Origin of the sequence: Maribacter algarum (ex Zhang et al. 2020), from assembly GCF_005885635.1 — a bacterium.
Lineage (GTDB): Bacteria > Bacteroidota > Bacteroidia > Flavobacteriales > Flavobacteriaceae > Maribacter_C > Maribacter_C algarum.
This window is the reverse complement of record NZ_VATY01000001.1, coordinates 122470-142155: the sequence shown is the minus strand read 5'-3', so window position 1 is coordinate 142155 and position 19686 is coordinate 122470. Positions and strand designations below refer to the sequence as shown.

General features: G+C 38.0%; 15 protein-coding genes. 11 read left to right on the top strand and 4 right to left on the bottom strand.

What is annotated here, in order from left to right; genetic code table 11:
* The first annotated feature begins 6 nt into the window (after nt 1-6).
* A complete protein-coding gene (locus tag FEE95_RS00655; protein ID WP_138655902.1) occupies nt 7-1842 on the top strand; it encodes a DUF885 domain-containing protein in 1836 nt (611 codons plus the stop codon).
* On the opposite strand, the gene mqo is transcribed toward FEE95_RS00655, so the two are convergent.
* On the bottom strand, nt 1843-3327 hold the full coding sequence (mqo, locus tag FEE95_RS00650) for a malate dehydrogenase (quinone) (protein ID WP_138655901.1): 1485 nt from the start codon (nt 3325-3327) through the stop codon (nt 1843-1845).
* Between the two features lie 220 nt (nt 3328-3547).
* On the opposite strand from mqo, the gene FEE95_RS00645 reads away from it, so the two are divergent.
* From FEE95_RS00645 to FEE95_RS00635, 3 genes are all read left to right on the top strand, one after another.
* Nucleotides 3548-3967: a hypothetical protein gene (locus tag FEE95_RS00645; protein WP_138655900.1), complete on the top strand. Its 420-nt coding sequence runs from the start codon at nt 3548-3550 to the stop codon at nt 3965-3967.
* Nucleotides 3968-4287: 320 nt separating this feature from the next.
* On the top strand, nt 4288-5847 hold the full coding sequence (locus FEE95_RS00640; protein ID WP_238474533.1) for an amidohydrolase: 1560 nt from the start codon (nt 4288-4290) through the stop codon (nt 5845-5847).
* Between the two features lie 167 nt (nt 5848-6014).
* The gene (locus FEE95_RS00635; protein WP_138655898.1) at nt 6015-6407 is read left to right on the top strand and encodes a hypothetical protein; all 393 of its coding nucleotides are present in this window, start codon (nt 6015-6017) and stop codon (nt 6405-6407) included.
* 78 nt (nt 6408-6485) lie between these two features.
* On the opposite strand, the gene FEE95_RS00630 is transcribed toward FEE95_RS00635, so the two are convergent.
* Nucleotides 6486-7028, bottom strand: a complete 543-nt coding sequence (locus FEE95_RS00630) for a DUF2911 domain-containing protein (protein WP_138655897.1) — start codon at nt 7026-7028, stop codon at nt 6486-6488.
* 245 nt (nt 7029-7273) lie between these two features.
* Between FEE95_RS00630 and asnB the strand changes: the two genes are divergently transcribed.
* The 4 genes from asnB (at nt 7274) to gyrB (ending at nt 12799) form a co-directional block, all read left to right on the top strand.
* Nucleotides 7274-8938, top strand: a complete 1665-nt coding sequence (gene asnB / locus FEE95_RS00625; protein ID WP_138655896.1) for an asparagine synthase B — start codon at nt 7274-7276, stop codon at nt 8936-8938.
* 244 nt (nt 8939-9182) lie between these two features.
* A complete protein-coding gene (locus FEE95_RS00620) occupies nt 9183-9752 on the top strand; it encodes a helix-turn-helix domain-containing protein (RefSeq protein ID WP_138655895.1) in 570 nt (189 codons plus the stop codon).
* A 28-nt stretch (nt 9753-9780) separates the two neighbouring features.
* Nucleotides 9781-10581 carry a CPBP family intramembrane glutamic endopeptidase gene (locus tag FEE95_RS00615; protein WP_138655894.1) on the top strand — a complete coding sequence of 267 codons (801 nt, stop codon included), beginning with the start codon at nt 9781-9783 and terminating at the stop codon, nt 10579-10581.
* Nucleotides 10582-10870: 289 nt separating this feature from the next.
* The gene (gene gyrB / locus FEE95_RS00610; RefSeq protein WP_138657525.1) at nt 10871-12799 is read left to right on the top strand and encodes a DNA topoisomerase (ATP-hydrolyzing) subunit B; all 1929 of its coding nucleotides are present in this window, start codon (nt 10871-10873) and stop codon (nt 12797-12799) included.
* A 77-nt stretch (nt 12800-12876) separates the two neighbouring features.
* Here the strand turns inward: gyrB and FEE95_RS00605 are convergent, their stop codons facing one another.
* Nucleotides 12877-13251, bottom strand: a complete 375-nt coding sequence (locus tag FEE95_RS00605; RefSeq protein WP_138655893.1) for a hypothetical protein — start codon at nt 13249-13251, stop codon at nt 12877-12879.
* Between the two features lie 248 nt (nt 13252-13499).
* On the opposite strand from FEE95_RS00605, the gene FEE95_RS00600 reads away from it, so the two are divergent.
* From FEE95_RS00600 to secDF, 3 genes are all read left to right on the top strand, one after another.
* Nucleotides 13500-14426, top strand: a complete 927-nt coding sequence (locus FEE95_RS00600) for a malate dehydrogenase (protein ID WP_138655892.1) — start codon at nt 13500-13502, stop codon at nt 14424-14426.
* 138 nt (nt 14427-14564) lie between these two features.
* Complete coding sequence (locus FEE95_RS00595) at nt 14565-15188, top strand: hypothetical protein (protein ID WP_138655891.1); 624 nt, start codon at nt 14565-14567, stop codon at nt 15186-15188.
* A 200-nt stretch (nt 15189-15388) separates the two neighbouring features.
* Entirely contained in the window at nt 15389-18367 is a 2979-nt protein-coding gene (secDF, locus tag FEE95_RS00590; protein WP_138655890.1) for a protein translocase subunit SecDF, read from the top strand.
* An 81-nt stretch (nt 18368-18448) separates the two neighbouring features.
* On the opposite strand, the gene FEE95_RS00585 is transcribed toward secDF, so the two are convergent.
* A complete protein-coding gene (locus FEE95_RS00585) occupies nt 18449-19684 on the bottom strand; it encodes an ATP-binding cassette domain-containing protein (protein WP_238474478.1) in 1236 nt (411 codons plus the stop codon).
* Nucleotides 19685-19686 lie beyond the last annotated feature (2 nt).

Here is a 19686-nt window from a genome sequence, read left to right as displayed (position 1 = left end):
CCTTTCATGACCACATCATTTTTAAAAAGTGCATACATTTCTTGTATTTCAGTACTATTCCTTTTGATTTCTTGTAAGGAAGGTGCTAAGACCGCTGAAGCAAAATTACAATCCATTGATACTGTTTTTGAATCCTATTACGATTTTAAAAAGAGTGCAAACCCTATAGAAGCTACCAAAGCTGGTTTTAATAGTTACAATGATACCATAGCAAATTACATCTCTGATAACTATCAAGAATTGCTAAAGCAGAAGTATCGCAGTTTCTTAGTTGAACTAGAAGCCTATGATGAAAGTATGATGTCGAAGGAGCAATGGCTAAGTCTTCGGGTGATGAAATGGGATTGCTCTATTAAGCTCCAAGGTCTAGAAAACGAATTGGTCACTATGGCCTCGCCCATATATGACTTACCCAGTTTTGAATTGATGCCTTTGCTACAAATACAATCCTTGCATTTGTATGTTGCTCAGTTGGGAAGTGGAGCCAGCGTTCAACCCTTCAAAACAATTGAGGATTATGATAATTGGCTGAAACGATTACAGGATTATATGACCTTTTTAGATACCTGTATCGAAAAAATGGAAGAAGGAATTGCTCAAAAAGTTGTGCTTCCTAAAACTATTGTTTTAAAAATGATTCCGCAGTTGCAAGAGTTCATAAATGCTCCCATTGCAAAGCATTTATTTATGGCTCCAATTCGGAATTTTCCCGAGAATTTTAGTGATTCGGATAGAACAGAAATTGAATTGGCGTATATTGAATTCCTATCTCAGCAATTAATTCCAAAATATAAAGAGTTAGATTCCTTTTTAAAGGAAGCATATCTGCCCGTTGCTCGTCAAACATCAGGACTCTCAAATCTACCAAATGGGAAAGAAACCTACGATTACCTTATAAAATTGCACACCACTACTACCATGACCGCTGATGCCATTCACGAACTAGGTAAAAGTGAAGTGCAACGTATTCTAGGTGAAATGGAAGCAGTGAAAAATGAAATAGGGTTTAAAGGAGATTTGAAAGCCTTTTTTAATCACGTGCGTCAGCGCAAAGACCAAATGCCTTTTTCTAAACCTGAAGAAGTAATCGCCAACTTCAATGCTATTCAGAAACGAATGGAGCCCAAGTTGAATGAGTTTTTCGATATTAGACCCAAAGCAGGATTTGAAGTAAGACGTACTGAAGCGTTTCGTGAAGCTTCTGCTAGTGCAGAGTATGTGCCGGGTTCAAAAGATGCTACTAGAGCAGGAACTTTTTACATTCCGATTCCAATTATAAAAACCTATAACAAGTTCGCCGATGAAGCTTTGTTTTTGCACGAAGCCATTCCCGGACATCACTTTCAATTATCGCTGCAACAAGAGAATACAAAACTCCCCGAATTTTTACATCCAGAGAGTATGGGTGTTTTTGTGGAGGGTTGGGCGCTCTATGCCGAATCTTTAGGAAAAGAACTCGGTTTGTACGAAGACCCTCTTCAATACTTCGGAATGTTAAGTATGGAAATGCACCGAGCCATTCGTTTGGTGGTCGATACCGGTATTCATGCGAAGGGTTGGACACGTGAGGAGGCAATTCAATATAGCCTCGAAAATGAAGCCGAGTCCAAGGAAGGAATTATTGCTGAAATAGAACGATATATGGCAACTCCTGGTCAAGCTTTATCTTATAAAATTGGGCAATTGAAAATTCGAGAACTGCGTACGAGGGCCGAATATGCCTTAGGCGAAAGGTTTGATATTAAAGAATTCCATAATCAAGTTTTAAACTCGGGTAGCTTGGCCTTGGTTTTATTGGAGGAAAAAATAGATGCCTGGATTACATCCCAATCTCAACAATAATTACACATCTTCAAGCTTTAAAACAGCAGTTGAATATTCCCGTGTTCTTTTGCACAGCTCTCCATCTTCAATAAGCGACTTTCCATAACACGGAATCATTTCTGTCAATTTGGTTTGCCATTCCCTGGATTTGATTTCTTCGGGAAAACATTTTTGCAATAGATTCAACATTATAGAAACTGCCGTTGAAGCGCCTGGAGAAGCTCCAAGCAAAGCCGCAAGCGAATTGTCACTACAGGAAACAATCTCCGTTCCGAATTGTAGTTTGCCGCCTTCATCTTCGTCTTTTTTAATGATTTGTACCCGTTGTCCGGCAGTAATTAATTCCCAATCCTCAAATTTTGCTTCTGGATAATACTTTACTAAAGCTTCAAATTTTTCTTCGGGAGATTGCATTACCTGTTCAATCAAATATTTAGTGAGCGAAATATTATTGATTCCTGCAGAGATCATTGGATATATATTATGGGCATCTAATGACAACGGTAGATCTAGGTAGGAACCGTTTTTCAGGAATTTCGTTGAGAATCCAGCGTAAGGTCCAAACAGCAAAGAGCGTTTACCATTTAACATACGCGTATCTAAGTGCGGCACAGACATTGGTGGCGAACCTTCCTCAGCTTTGCCGTATACTTTTGCCTCATGCCGCAAAACAACATCCGGATTATTACATTTTAGAAATTGGCCACTAACTGGAAAACCGCCATAACCCTCTCCTTCCGGAATATCAGATTTTTCAAGAAGTTTAAGTGCACCACCACCAGCTCCAATAAAAACAAAATTACTACGAACCGTTTTTTCTTCATTCGTATTGAGGTCAGTGAGTTCGATTTCCCAAGTCCCATCATCTCTTTTATCGATGTCTTCTACCTGATGCCCCAAATGGATTTCTACATCTTCACAACTTTCTAAATACCCAATCATTTTTCGAGTAATTGAACCGAAGTTCACATCTGTACCGATAGGCATTCGAGTGGCAGCAATTTTCTCATTTGTGTTTCTTCCCTCCATCATTAAAGGTACCCATGAAGCGATTTCACGAAAGTCTTCAGAATGTTTCATGTCCATAAACATAGGGTAGGCGGTAAGCGCATCGTACCGATTTTTTAGAAAAGTCTGATTGCTTTTCCCAAAAACAAAACTCATATGATCAATATCGTTGATAAAAGGTACATTGGTTTCCACGAGTCCCTGCTTTACCAAATAAGCCCAAAACTGCTTTGAGATTTCAAATGACTCGCTAATGCGCAAAGCTTTTGAAATATCAATATTACCGTTTTCATCTTCAGGCGTATAATTCAGTTCGCAAAAGGCAGAATGACCAGTACCGGCATTGTTCCATGCGTCTGAACTTTCGGCGGCGACTTTATCCAACCGCTCATAGATGGTAATTTTCGCCCTGGGTACTAATTGTTTTAGTAATACACCCAAGGTGGCACTCATAATTCCTGCGCCTATTAAGGTAAAGTCTTGTTTACTGCTCATCTAAATGAATTTTGGTTAACAAATCTAGCAAACCTTTTCTTAGGGGTTTCTTGAACTTATAAAATGAAAGCTCTAAAATGTGGCATTGATTTTGTATTAAAAGAATATAGATGGTAAAGGCCAACTTTAAAAGCTAAACCTGAAAGTTGCGCCTAGCCCCATCAAATTAAATAATTCTTTACATTTACAAATAGATAGACTAATACCTAAAACAACAAACATGAAAAATTCTACAAAAAGAATAGCTGGTTTTTTACTAATGGCTTTTACATTGATGTTCGCGCCCCTAGAAATAATGGCAAGTTCAGAAGAGAATGATATAGCCGTACTAGTTAAAGATGATTTAATAGGCGGATGGGAATATACAGTTGCAGGTGCACCTGAAGGTTATGATAAAGGCTTATTGATGATTATAAAACAAGGCGACGTCTATAAGGCACAAGTTCAACTTAGTGGAGGAGCCGTAAATGGAGAAAATGTTGTGGTAAAAGGGAACAAGATTACGTTTACCGTAAATATTGAAGGGGAAACTGTTTCTGTAGCTCTTGAGGCAAAAGGAAGTAAATTATCAGGTACGAGTACTTCACCCAGTAATGGAACAATGACTATAACTGGTGTTAAAACACTTTCTGCTGAATAAAAAGGTATAAGCACTATTCTGTTATAGTGCTCTAAATTTAAAAATGTCATTTAGGCTACGATGGTAGCTTTAATGACATTTTTCTTTTAAGAGAACGTTTTTGATTTAAGATATTGATTTCCTTATTTTTGGTCGACCCAATACCGACCAAAATGAAAAATTTACGCGATAATCGAGATTTTAATGCTCTGAGGCTTGCTTCTATATTTTTAAGTCGTTTCCCTAAGAGTTCTTGGCGGGCATACCCAAGAGTTGTTTGCCTTGTATCTTTCATAGTATTCCTTTGTACAAGTTGTGAGTTTTTAAAAGAAGAAGTGGACATGGTGGTTGTAAACGCCAATGTATATACCGTGGACGACGACTTTTCTAAAGCTGATGCTTTTGCTGTTCATAAAGGAAAGTTCGTGGCGGTTGGAACATCCGAAGAAATACGAAAAACCTATACTGCAGACCAAATTGTTGACGCTGATGGCCGAACAATTACTCCCGGTTTAATTGATGCGCATTGCCATTTCTACGGATTGGGCCTTAAACAACAAGAAGTTGACCTTGTCGGTACTAAAAGCTTCGAAGAGGTTTTGGAACGTGTTCAGCAATTTCAGCGCGAAAACCAGAGAGATTTTATTCTTGGGGATGGATGGGATCAGAATGATTGGGAACTAAAGGAGTTCCCAACCAAAACAGAACTAGATGAACTCTACCCAGATATTCCGGTAGTATTAGAGCGAGTGGATGGTCACGCTTATTTGGTCAACCAAGTTGCTTTGGACATGGCAGGAATCAAGTGGGACACGAAGGTTGAAGGTGGAGAAATCGTAAAAAAATGGACTGATGGGTATTCGGGCATTACTGGAGTCCTTATTGACAACCCCATGCGATTGATTGATGCCATAATACCTGAGCCTTCTCTTGAAGCTCAAGTTCAGGCTTTGAAGGATGCTGAGCGTATCTGTATGAATTATGGATTAACAACAGTGAATGATGCCGGACTAAATCGTTCGACTATTGAGCTTATTGATAGTCTTCAACAGGGAGGAGAACTTTCCATTCGCGTTTATGCCATGGTTAGTAACACACCTGAGAATTTAAAGCATTATTTATACCAAGGTCCCGTAAAGACCGAAAAATTAAATGTTCGCTCTGTAAAAGTTTACGGAGATGGAGCCTTAGGTTCCAGGGGAGCTGTTTTGAAGAAACCATACACTGATAAGTGGGGACATTATGGTGCGATGGTAACTCCAATAGAGGAAATAGAGGATTTAGCACGTCGAATCGCAATTTCAGAATATCAGATGAATACCCATGCCATTGGAGATTCTGCAAATGCTGTGGTACTGCGCACTTATGAAAAAGCCTTGCAGGGTAAAAATGACAGACGTTGGAAAGTGGAGCATGCGCAGGTAGTAGACGCTATTGATTTTGATTATTTCAAAAATGGAGTTATTCCGTCTATTCAGCCTACGCATGCGACTAGCGATATGTACTGGGCAGAAGAACGTCTAGGCGAGGAGCGGATAAAAGGTGCCTACGCTTATAAGAAATTGTTAGATAAAGCAGGTAAGGTGGCTTTGGGCACTGATTTTCCAGTTGAACAAGTGAGTCCATTTTTGACATTTTATGCTGCCGTTACCCGAAAAGATTTAGATGCTTTTCCCAAAGAAGGCTTTCAAAAGCAAGATGCATTGACTCGTGAGGAGGCTTTACGTGGAATGACTATTTGGGCAGCTTACTCCAATTTCGAAGAAAACGAAAAAGGTAGTATTGAGGCGGGTAAGTTTGCTGATTTTACGATTTTTAATAAGGACATAATGACCGTTCCGGCAAGAGAAATTCCTACAATAATGGCCGAGCAGACGTATATAGGGGGCGAAGTTCGATGAATTACACCCTTGGTAACACATTGATATACATTTGTTAGTTTATTAAATTCATCAAAAAAGTAGGTTTTTACCTACACAAATTGTTGTTTTCACAACATTATTTCATGTTGTGCTCTTATTTTCATCTTCTTTGTGGGATAGAATTCAATCTAATAAACCCAAAAGAGATGAAACCAACCAAAAATGATGTCGTTAAAGATTTAAAGTTGCTCATTGATATCAGTTGCGTGGAAGGTGAAGACCTTACAATGTTCGAGCTATTCCATAAAATGCTAATCCGTATATCCTATAAGGCAGCGGATATTTCTATTGATTACGACAGAAAGAGAGTCTACATGAACGTAATTGCAGAGGATAAATATTATGATTTGGAGACTTTAAATCATCCTTTTGCACCAATGATGTCTGTAAATCTGGTTTATAAGGATTTAGGTACGTTTTTGAAAACGTGTATTATTGAAGACTTGGATAGTTTGAATTATTATTATCCTACGTTGATATCTAGATTTTTCAAAAGAACAACGGGTGAAGAAGATCTTGAATCACTACAAATAGCATAGTTACTCACAATACTTTAAAAAAGGAAAAGCCGAAATCAATATGATTTCGGCTTTTCTAGTTTATAAATTATCGGAACCTTACATCATAATCGGAACGGCAACACGAACTTTGTCCCAGCCCATTACCATATGAACTCCTCCTTCAACTTCTTTGAAAGCTACAGAAAATGCTTCAAGAGATTTATCTCCCATGCTTACACCACCCATAACTCGAGCAACATCAGAAGCTTCATCCTTGTAGAAATAAGAACCCCATTGGTTCAAATTGCTATGTAAAATGACGGTCCATTCTTTCTCACCAGGTATCGTTAACAAAGCATAAGTTCCTGCTTTGACATCCTTTCCGCCAAAATTGACATCTTTATAAAATGTAATTTCAGGAGCTTCGTTGGCACCAGTTCTCCAAACTTCTCCCGCAGGAGCCAATTCAGATAGGGCACGACCTTTTAGTTGAGGACGACCATAGGTAATACGAACTACTTTGTCAGAAACCTTATAATCGGAAGGATAAGATGCATTGTCTAAGGGACTTTTGTCAATTCCGCTAAAATCTTGTGCTACAGCTTGGGTTGAAAATACCATAGCTAATGCCATAAAGGCAATGATAAATACTTTTTTCATAATAGTGTTTAATTTATTTAGGCGTTAAAATTAATGAGTAATCAAATGATTCTCTCCTAAAAAGTCGTTAAAATCAGCTGTTCTTACAGAATATCGGTTTCTTTTTGAATAAGCTATTAAAATCAACTGATTTGTGTGAATTAGCGTTTAAATAGTAATAATATGTAATTGATATGATTAAATATGTTTTATAATTGAAAGTATAAATAGATATTTGTATGATAATTAAAATTAATTGAATTGTTATGTGTGGAATTGTATGTGCATTTGAGGTGAAGGAGAGCACAGAAGTATTGCGTCCTCAGTTGCTCGAGATGTCTAAGAAAGTGAGACATCGTGGACCAGATTGGAGTGGTATTTATTCGGATGAGAAGGCAATATTAGCTCATGAAAGATTGGCAATTGTTGACCCGGCCTCAGGAAAGCAACCCTTGCTTAGTCCGGATGGTAAGTTGATATTAGCCGCGAACGGTGAAATTTATAATCATAGGGAATTGAGAGAGCAGTTTGAAGGTACTTACGACTTTCAAACGGAATCTGATTGCGAGGTAATCTTAGCCTTATATCAAGCAAAAGGTCCATCATTTATCGATGAGATGAACGGCATTTTCGGATTTGCGATTTACGATACTGAGAAAGACGAGTATTTTATTGCTAGAGATCATATGGGAATCATTCCTTTGTATATGGGATGGGACCAAAACGGTACTTTCTATGTAGCTTCAGAATTGAAGGCTTTAGAAGGCACCTGCAGTAAGATAGAGTTATTCCCACCTGGGCATTATTTGCATAGTTCCGATGGAGAATTGAAACAATGGTATTCTCGCGATTGGATGGAATACGATGCCGTTAAGGAAAACGAAACTAGTATTCAAGAAATTAAAGAAGCCTTAGAAGCGGCAGTGCGTCGTCAATTAATGTCTGATGTTCCTTATGGAGTCTTGCTTTCTGGAGGTTTAGATTCTTCAGTTACCTCCGCAATTGCGAAGAAATATGCACAAAAGAGAATAGAATCTGATGATACGACCGATGCGTGGTGGCCACAATTACATTCTTTTTCTGTGGGATTGGATGGTTCTCCCGATTTAGCCGCTGCCCAAAAAGTAGCTGACCATATTGGTACGGTACATCACGAAATTAAATTTACCATACAAGAAGGTTTGGATGCCATTAAAGATGTGGTATATAACCTAGAAACCTATGATATTACGACGATTAGAGCTTCTACACCCATGTATTTGATGGCGCGCGTTATCAAATCTATGGGAATCAAGATGGTGCTTTCAGGTGAAGGTGCTGACGAATTATTCGGAGGATACCTCTACTTCCATAAGGCACCAAATGATAAGGAATTCCATGAAGAAACGGTAAGAAAGTTGAGTAAGCTACATATGTATGATTGTCTACGTGCGAACAAGTCATTAGCCGCATGGGGAATAGAAGGCCGTGTTCCCTTCCTAGATAAAGAATTTATGGATGTTGCGATGCGTATCAATCCAAAAGATAAAATGATTAATGGCGAACGTATGGAGAAATGGGTGGTTCGCAAAGCCTTTGAGGATATGCTACCGGAAAGTGTAGCATGGCGCCAAAAAGAACAGTTCTCAGATGGAGTAGGTTATAGCTGGATAGATACTTTGAAAGAAGTAGTGGATTCCGAAGTTAGTGATGAGCAATTGAAGAACGCTAATTTCAGATTCCCAATTCAGACACCTACATCAAAAGAAGAGTATTACTACCGTTCTATTTTTGAGGAGCATTTCCCTTCAGATGCGGCTGCATTATGCGTGCCTCAAGAAGCCTCGGTAGCGTGTAGTACACAAATAGCTTTGGAGTGGGACGAAGCCTTTAAAAATATGAATGACCCTTCAGGAAGAGCTGTAGCGAATGTTCATGAAGAGGCCTATTAGAAATACCTTAGGTGAACCCTAAATACGATAGTGAATTCTGTTTATTCAGTTTTTATTTTAATTAGTCAATTGACCCTGCCATAAGGCGGGGTCTTTTGCTGTTGAATTATTTGGTTTATTTTTATAAAGTAGGTTTTTGTCTCTAATCACCCTTTAAATGCGGTAAGTGACAGCTAGGTGACATTCAAATGGCGTGTAAAATGTGAGGAATACGCTTTAGATTTGTGCCAAGAAAATGGTAGAAATGAATAAAAAGTCCATCAGCGAAAATTTAGTATATCATAGAAAACTCAAAGGTTATACCCAAGAAGAATTATCTGATAGTACAACTGTGGGTGTTCGTACGATTCAGCGTATAGAAAAAGGTGAGGTACAGCCGCATTTGCAGACCGTAAAATTATTGGCCGTTGGTTTGGGAATTGAAGTTGAGGATTTAATTGTTTTAGATAACCCGAATGAAGAAAGCGTTAAAAGAAAATGGATGCTGATGTTTCACGGTTTACCATTTTTCGGATTAGTTGTTCCTTTTGCGAATATTTTGATTCCCCTATTTCTTTGGATTCATAAAGCAGAAGACAATATCATTTATGATGAGCACGGCAGAGCAATTATAAACTTTCACTGCACGATTACCTTATTTTTGATGATTTCATTATTAGCTTTTTTTCTATTTCCCGGGTTTAATTTTTTTGGTACAGCCGCGGTGGTTTTATTTGGAATAGTCGTAAGCATTAAGAACCTGATATCCGTATTAAATTCACAAACCTACTATTACCCACTTTCCATTCCTTTTTTGAAACCTAAATCACTTTAATTCTCTCTGAATTAAATCTTTGCTCCATATGAAAAATCAATTCATACAGACAACGTCTGCACTAATATTGCCTATAAGTTTCATGGGTATATTGTTTCTTTTAAGCGCTGTCTCAATTGGGCTGCCAGATAAATACGAACTCGGGGGGGTAATGGTAACTGGCATTGCTTTATTTATGACTTTTTTGGTCCTAAGGAAGGATAAAAAAACATTTAAGGATATCGGATACTTTTGGGAAAGAAAAACACCAATTCGATTTGCCTATGGATTTTTAATCGGTATTGTGATAACCGGCTTTATGCTCTTCCTTTTAGTAAACTTTTCCAACCTACAATTTAGGCAGAAGACGAATCCCAATATATTGTCAGCTGTTTTGTGGCTCCTTGCATTTTTTCCTTTAGCCCTAATGGAAGAAATTATTTTTAGAGGTTATGCATTTATAAAAATCAATGAGAACGTGGGACTATGGCCTGCTCAAATTCTACTTGCGCTCCTTTTTGCATGGTATCATGATTTTACAGGATTAACCTTTTTTAATCAGTTGCTTGGCCCAGGAATATGGGCTTTAATTTATGGAATTGCTGCTGTTTGGTCTAAGGGGTTGGCTTTACCGACAGGAATACATATGGCCATTAATGTCGTTTTAGCATTATTCGGCCAAAAAGATGATAGACATGCCATTTGGAACCTAGCGTATGATACTGAAATAACACCAATTCTACATGAACAAACAGAAAATGTCGGCTTGGTCATGCAGATGGTCATCCTTTTGATTGGAATCATTCTGACGGAGTGTTACCGAAGAAAAATGATTAAAACTCGGTCCTAAAAATAAAGATATTTTGGAGGTTTTTCTACCAAATTAAGACAATAACTATTCTTCAATGTTATATTTAGGGAATACCGGAAAAAGCAACCTCGTTTGTCCACAATAATTGTTAATAACTTCACTCTTTCAAATTCAGCAAAACACTATATTCCATAGGGTATTCCGTATATTTGTAAGATTGCAAAACTTGAATTAAATACAACCTAATTTATTTATGAGCGAAGAAGCAAAAAACGAGTCTGAAGAGAACAAAAAACCTCTGGAGGAAACTCAAAAAGAGAATACCCCCATGAAGGCATATTCGGCAGACAGTATTCAGGCCCTTGAGGGTATGGAGCATGTACGTATGCGTCCGTCTATGTATATTGGTGATGTTGGGGTAAGAGGACTGCATCATTTGGTATATGAAGTTGTCGATAACTCCATAGATGAGGCTATGGGCGGCCACTGTGATAAAATTGATGTCACGATAAATGAAGATAATTCGATTACCACACGAGATAATGGTAGAGGTATTCCGGTAGGGATGCACAAAAAGGAAGGAGTTTCTGCCTTAGAAGTAGTAATGACCAAGATTGGAGCTGGTGGTAAGTTTGATAAAGATAGTTATAAAGTTTCCGGTGGTTTGCATGGTGTTGGTGTTTCTTGTGTGAACGCCTTATCTGAACATTTAAGAGCCACGGTATTTAAAGATGGTAAAATTTGGGAGCAGGAATATTCTCGTGGTAAGGCACAGTATCCTGTAAAAAGTATCGGAGAAACAACAGAAAGGGGTACTGAAGTAACTTTTTTACCTGATACGACCATATTTACTCAGACGATAGAGTATAGTTACGAGACGCTTTCTAATAGAATGCGTGAACTTTCGTACTTGAATAAGGGCGTTACCATTAGTATTACTGATAAACGCCAAAAAGACAAGGAAAGTGAGTCGGGTTATTTAACCGAGACCTTTTATTCTGACCAAGGACTTAAGGAGTTTGTGAAATTCCTGGACGGTAATCGTGAACAGTTGATTCAGAATGTTATTTCGATGGAAGGGGAGAAGAATGGTATTCCTGTAGAGGTTGCCATGGTGTATAATACTTCGTATACGGAGAATTTACATTCCTACGTAAATAATATCAATACTCATGAAGGAGGAACACATTTATCAGGTTTCCGACGTGGACTTACAGGAACACTAAAGAAGTACGCAGATACTTCAGGGATGTTGGATAAATTGAAGTTTGATGTTCAGGGAGATGATTTTCGAGAAGGCCTTACTGCAATCATATCGGTTAAGGTTGCTGAACCACAATTTGAGGGTCAGACCAAAACCAAATTAGGTAACCGTGAGGTCTCTTCCGCAGTTAGCCAATCTGTTTCCGAAATGTTGACGAATTATTTGGAGGAGAATCCTGATGATGCCAAGGTAATCGTGCAAAAGGTAATTCTTGCCGCACAAGCTAGACATGCAGCAACTAAGGCTCGTGAAATGGTGCAACGTAAGACCGTAATGAGTATTGGTGGTTTGCCTGGAAAATTATCAGATTGCTCTGACCAAGATCCCGTAAACTGCGAAGTATTTCTAGTTGAGGGAGATTCCGCAGGTGGCACGGCCAAACAAGGTCGCGATAGAAACTTCCAAGCGATTCTTCCACTTCGAGGTAAGATTTTGAATGTTGAAAAGGCGATGCCACACAGAGTTTTTGATAACGAGGAGATTAAGAATATCTATACGGCGTTAGGGGTAACCATTGGAACTGAAGATGATAGTAAAGCATTGAACCTTGACAAATTGCGTTACCACAAAGTAGTAATTATGTGTGATGCCGATGTTGATGGTAGTCACATTGAAACCTTGATTTTGACCTTCTTTTTTAGATATATGCGAGAATTGATTGAGATGGGACATGTATATATTGCAACCCCACCTTTATACTTAGTGAAAAAAGGTCAGAAAAAGCGTTATGCATGGAATGATGAAGAGCGTGATGAAATCGCAAATAGCTATAGCGGCGGTGTAAGCATTCAGCGTTATAAAGGTCTTGGTGAAATGAATGCAGAACAACTTTGGGATACGACTATGAATCCTGATTTTAGAACTTTGCGTCAAATTACGATTGACAATGCTACTGAAGCAGATCGCATTTTCTCTATGCTAATGGGTGATGAAGTTCCTCCAAGAAGGGAGTTTATTGAGAAGAATGCTGTTTATGCCAATATTGATGTGTAATAAAAAGATATGCCATTAAAAATAAAAACCCTGCTTGATATCAAGCAGGGTTTTTTAGTAGGTTAAGTTGTAAGTTTTTATTCGCGTATGGCTAATGTTTTACCGTCCGTAGCTTTGAGTATCTCCCCATCTTCTGATTTAATCATGGTAACCACATCGTTCAGTTTGTTCTCTATACCCGGATATGAAATCGTATAAACACCATCTTCTTCTTCCCATTTAAAATCTGTCAATACATCAATTTTTCCATTGTTGTAATTATGAAATCTTCCCAAGTAAGCATCATTGAATATCCATTCTTGTCTGTTTGTGCTTTTCTGAGTTTGACTAGTGGATTTCACTTCAACTTTTGACCAAATACCAATTACAGGGTCATTATTCTCAGGAATTCTCGAACAATTGCTGGCGAGAATTATTCCAATAATTGCAAAAAATGAAAATAACTTTTTCATCACGTGGGTTTGATTCGGGGTTTTCGTGTGTAGAACGTAATGATTCGATTAGGTATTGCTAAAATTCGATGTATGGTAACATATTCCGTTTTTCTTCGTTGAAGTGTAATTTTTTTTAACAACAGTGGTATTTCATCGATGTTTTAAAACACTATGATACCGATATTTAAGTGCATTTCGTCGAGATTTTTCCTTTCGGAATTTGTATTTTTGCCAGACTTAAAATAAATTCTTAAAAATAAATACATATGAAAGTTACCGTAGTAGGAGCAGGCGCTGTGGGTGCAAGTTGCGCAGAATACATAGCCATTAAAGATTTTGCATCAGAAGTAGTTTTGGTAGATATCAAAGAAGGATATGCCGAAGGAAAAGCTATGGATTTAATGCAGACCGCTTCATTAAACGGATTTGACACAAAAATTACCGGTACGACCGGCGATTATTCTAAAACAGCTGGAAGCGATATCGCGGTTATTACATCAGGAATTCCTAGAAAACCTGGAATGACACGTGAGGAATTAATTGGAATTAATGCAGGAATTGTAAAAACAGTTTCTTCAAGTCTAATAGAGCATTCTCCAAATGTAACCTTGATTGTTGTTAGTAACCCAATGGATACGATGACTTATTTGGTGCATAAAACGACAAACCTTCCTAAGAACAAGATTATAGGAATGGGCGGTGCTTTGGATAGCGCACGTTTCAAATATCGTTTAGCAGAAGCCATGGAAGCTCCAATTTCAGATATTGACGGAATGGTAATCGGTGGACATAGTGATAAAGGAATGGTACCACTTACTTCTCATGCAACGAGAAACAGTATTCGTGTGTCAGAATTTTTATCGACAGAACGTTTAGAGCAGGTTGCCGCAGATACGAAAGTTGGTGGTGCAACATTAACGGGCTTACTCGGAACAAGTGCTTGGTACGCTCCTGGTGCAGCTGTGTCAGCACTAGTTCAAGCCATTGCCTGTGACCAAAAGAAGATGTTTCCTTGTTCTACCTATTTAGAAGGTGAATATGGTTTAAATGACATCTGTATTGGAGTTCCCGTAATATTAGGAAAAAACGGAATCGAGAAAATTGTTGATGTTCCTTTAAGTGATGCTGAAAAGGCCAAAATGCAGGAAAGTGCTGAAGGAGTGACTAAAACGAACGGTCTTTTAGAAATATAGTTTATAGTTGAATACAGCTATATAAATTGCCTTTGTAGTTTAACTATGAAGGCTTTCTATTTTAGACTACCAGTTTCGGAAATGTATATTGTAAGAAAATATGCTACCTAGTCCTATCTTTATTTTTATATTTGCCGCATGAATACAACATGGTACATCGGTACCCTAATTATTCTTCTTGCCTTAATAGGGTTCAATCAAGAGCCAGCTAAAGTTGCAAATCAGCAAATTGTATTGCAATTTACTGACGCGGAAATTACCTCAGTAGCTGCTCATGATGATGCCTTGTCGACGGTTACCAAAAAGTTACAGGCTCTTGGTATTACCGATATTGAAATTATTAAAAATGATGGGTCGCATTTAAGTATTCATTATTATAGCGTTATTGACGCTCGCAGTATTGGAGAACTTCTTTCTCAAGATATTGAATTATCATTAATTTATGGAGATGTAGATCAATTACCTGTTGATTTTCCCAAGGATAAACTACCTGAAACTTGTAACATCGTAGTTTCAGATCTTCAGCAACAAACTAACGATGGATTTGGTTTAAACGGAAAGCTTGCTTTTGAATTAAAACAAGATTATCAGCGGTTTTCAAATCCTCCGGTCGTAAAGTTCAATGATTTAATAACACTTGAACAAGGTGCGATTGTAAAGGTAGCCTACAAAATAAATCGAAGTATAGCAATTGCTATAGATAATACTTCACGTTCTATTCCCGAGGTTAGGGCAGGACCCTTTACTTATGGAAGTAGCTAACGTTCTTGCCAGCGTATTTTCCCGTTAATGTACAGAACAAAGAACTTCCCTAAGATTATTTCCTTAGAAACAAACCACTAAAGAATTTAAACACTGGTGCTAATTGCTAGGTTTAAAGAACAACACCAATATCAATTATTACCTAAAGATATCCATAGCAGAATAGCTACGGAACAGAGTAAACTTAAATAAACAATAAAATGCAGAATAAAGGACTTATAAAACTTTTTGCTTTCTTGTTTGGGTTAGTGAGTATCTATCAACTATCCTTCACATTTATAACAAACAAGGTAGAAGATGATGCTAAGGCATACGCCGTTAAACAAGTGCCCAGTGCCAATGACTCGGAAACTCTTGACAAGCAAAACCAACTAGTAGCTAAATATTTAGATTCGATTGGACAAAATAAGCAATGGGGGTTTACTACCTACAACGATGCTAAAAAGAGTGAGCTCATAAAAGGGCTTGATTTAGAAGGAGGTATCAACGTTATCTTGCAGATTTCAATCAAAGATATCCTTAGGGGACTGGCCGATAACTCAAAGAATGTTGTCTTCAACAAGGCTTTGGCTGACGCGGATGAACTATCTAAAAATAGTGATGACACCTATTTAGATTTGTTTTTTGAAGCTTTTGACAAAATCAAAGGCGATACAAAATTAGCTTCACCTGAGATTTTTGCGAACAAAGGTTTGAGCGAGCAAATTAACTTTCAAATGACCGATTCAGAAGTTAAGCCCATTCTTCTTACCAAGATAGATGAAGCCGTAGTTTCTGCATTTGAAGTTCTCCGTGAGCGTATTGATGGCTTTGGGGTTACACAACCAAATATTCAAAGATTAGGTACTTCTGGTAGAGTACTTATAGAAATGCCCGGAGCAAAGGATGTAGATAGAGTAAAGAAGCTTATTTCTGAAACTGCCGAATTACAGTTTTGGGAAACACATAGGCCAAATAATCCAAGCTTTAGCCAATTCATTATTCAGGCCAATGAAAAATTAAAGAGCATTGTTGATATTAAACCAGTAGAGGAAGAGGTAAAACCAGAATCTGAATTGGATTCTCTTTTATCGGATGTAACTTCAGATTCTTTGGACTTAACGCAACAAGTAAACCCATTGCTCGATATTTTGGGTCCTCCAAAAGGGGGAACTTATGCAGTTTTTAGTGCCGCTATCAAGGATACGGCTACTATTAATTCGTATTTGAGAATGCCGGAAGTACTTCGTTTGTTGCCTAATGACATTCAGTTTACAAAGTTTGCTTGGGAGCGCGCGGCTACCGAAGATGAAGAGATTTTAAATTTATTTGCTTTACAATCAAATAGAGATGGCATCCCAAGAATGAGTGGAGATGTTATAAGCGATGCACGCGGAGATTTCGGTATGGATGGCAAGCCCGTTGTAACCATGAACATGAATTCAAAGGGTGCAAAAGACTGGCAAGAACTTACGAGTGATGCGAATTTGAATGATACGGGTATAGCAGTTGTACTAGATGATAAGGTGTACACAGCTCCTGGTTGTTCGGTTGTAGGAGGTATTTCTGGTGGAAACACCGAAATTTCAGGAACCTTTACAGTTACCGAAACAAAAGATATTGCGAATGTGCTACGTGCTGGTAAATTACCGGCAACGGCGGAAATCATTCAATCCGAAATTGTAGGTCCTTCTCTAGGGCAAGAAGCGATAGATAGCGGTTTAATGTCTTTTATTATTGCCATGATAATTGTCTTGGTTTGGATGGTTTTCTACTATGGTAAAGCAGGACTTTTTGCAGATATCGCTTTGCTTTTTAACATTCTATTAATCTTCGGAGTTCTAACCAATATTGAGGCTGTATTGACCCTTCCAGGGATAGCTGGTATTGTATTGACAATAGGTATGTCAGTGGACGCCAACGTACTTATTTTTGAAAGGATTAAAGAAGAATTGAAAAAAGGAAAAGGAAAAGGCCAAGCTGTTGCCGATGGTTTCAGCAACGCGCTTTCGTCAATTCTTGATGCGAATATCACAACAGGACTTACGGCCTTAATACTTTTGGTATTTGGTTCAGGACCCATTAAAGGTTTCGCGACTACATTATTAATTGGTATTGCTACCTCATTGTTTACAGCAATTTTTATTACAAGACTGTTGGTAGATTGGTACATTTCTGGAAAGGGAAGAACACTGGATTTTTCTACTGCCCTTACCAAAAACTTATTCCAGAACATAAATATCAATTTCTTAGGGAAACGAAAAATTGCCTATGTGCTTTCTGCTATTTTGGTAGGTGTTGGATTGTTCTCACTATTCACTCAGGGTCTTCAGCAAGGTGTAGATTTCGTTGGTGGACGATCGTATCAAGTACGTTTTGAGAAATCTGTAAATCCTTCTGAGATTGCATCAGAGTTGAACGATGTCTTTGGAAGTGGAACTAACGTAAAAACTTTCGGGGAAGCGAATCAGATTAAAATTACAACCCCATATAAAGTAGATGTTGAGGGAATAGAGGTTGATGAGGAAATCAATGATAAACTATATACTTCCTTACAGAAATATTTACCTTCGGAAACCAGCAAAGCAGATTTTATAATCGGTAGTGGTGATGATGCCATAGGCATAATGAAGTCCATGAAAGTGGGACCCACAATTGCGGATGATATTAAGAAGAATGCATTCTTAGCAATTATAGGGTCACTTGCGGTGGTATTCCTCTACATATTGCTACGATTCCGTAAATGGCAGTTTTCTTTGGGAGCTGTTACCGCCGTATTCCACGACGTTCTAATTGTATTGGGTATCTTTTCTATTTTCGGGACTATTATGCCTTTTAACATGGAAATCGACCAAGCTTTTATTGCGGCAATCCTAACCGTTATTGGATACTCCCTGAATGATACGGTGGTAGTATTTGACCGAATACGTGAGATTATCGGAGAGAAAGGATGGCGTTCAGGTGAGAACGTAAATTTAGCTTTGAACAGTACATTAAGTAGAACCTTGAATACTTCGCTTACTACTTTGGTGGTATTATTGGCCATCTTTGTTTTTGGTGGTGATTCACTTCGAGGGTTTATGTTTGCGATGATTATAGGTATTATTGTCGGTACTTATTCATCATTGTTTATCGCAACACCGGTAATGTTCGATAGCTTAAAGAAGAGCGTCAAAACTGGACAAGAAGAAAAGAAATAACTAACTCAAATTTTATTTCTCGAAGAGAGCTGCACTTTGGTGTGGCTCTTTTTTTGTTCGTAGTATTTTGGATAGGTAATGTTAAAGGGAAGAGATTACTCGACCAGTTGATCCATTTTCTTGCATCTGCAGCTCATAAATGAAATCAGGATCTAGCCCTGGTTCTTTTCTGTGGGAAACGAATATAGTCGCCGTGTCACTTTCTCTCGAAATTTTGTTTACCAAATCGACCAATAGTTTTGCAGAAGCATCGTCCAGACCAGCTGTAGGTTCATCCAAGATGAGTAACAATGGGCGTTTAATCATTGCCCGCGTAGTCATAACCAACCGTTTTTGACCCGCAGATAAATCATGAAAAAGAGTGTCTTTCTCCTCCCATAAGTTGATTAGTTTTAGCCATTTTTTAGCCAATCTTAATTGCGACTCTGTTGGTTTTAGATAGAGTCCAATAGAATCATTCAAACCTGAAACTAACATATTTTCGATGGTATGATAGCCCTTAAATTTATCGGTCATGGCAGGAGTGAAATAGCCGATGTTTTTTTTTACGTCCCAAATACTTTCCCCACTACCTTTCTTTTTTCCAAAGAGAAACAAGTTTTGACCATAGCCTTTCGGGTTCTCACCCGTTACCATGGATAGAATGGTAGTTTTACCACTTCCATTTTTACCAAACAGTTGCCAGAACTCTCCTTTCTTGATTGTCCAGTTTAGCTTTTGTAAAACAGTCTTATTGCCAAACTTAACGGTAACATCTTTTAATTGAATTAGTATGTCATGATTAAACTCAATTGGATTCAGCGCATTGGGTATACTTCCAACATAATGGGGAACTTCATTAGATGTGAATGTTTTTTCCAATGTCTGGTTAATCGATAGTTCATCTTTCTTGAGACTCCCAAAATTCTCGATAAAGGAAAGCAAATCTTCTTTTCGACTTATTATCTGAATGAATATGGTTTGTTTGGATTTTTCTTCTAAAGTTTTAGTAAGTTCTTTTTGCGACCCTGTATCCAAATTATCAAATGGGTTGTCTAGCACTATAAAATCATGGTCATTTTCAAAAAGGTGATTGAGTAATGCCTTTTTTTGCTCACCACTTGACATGGTTCTTAGTGCTTGTTGTGTTCCTTGAGTGATTATTTTAGTGCCGTGGCGGTCTTCCTCATCCATGAAGCGTTCAAGAGCTAACTTTGATAACAAAGCCCCTCTAAAACCTTTTGGGAAGGCAAGCTCAGGAACGTTGCCAGCTAAGAGCCTATGAACAAATCTTGATTTGTTGGAATCATTTGTAATGAAAACGGCCCAATGTTTCATAC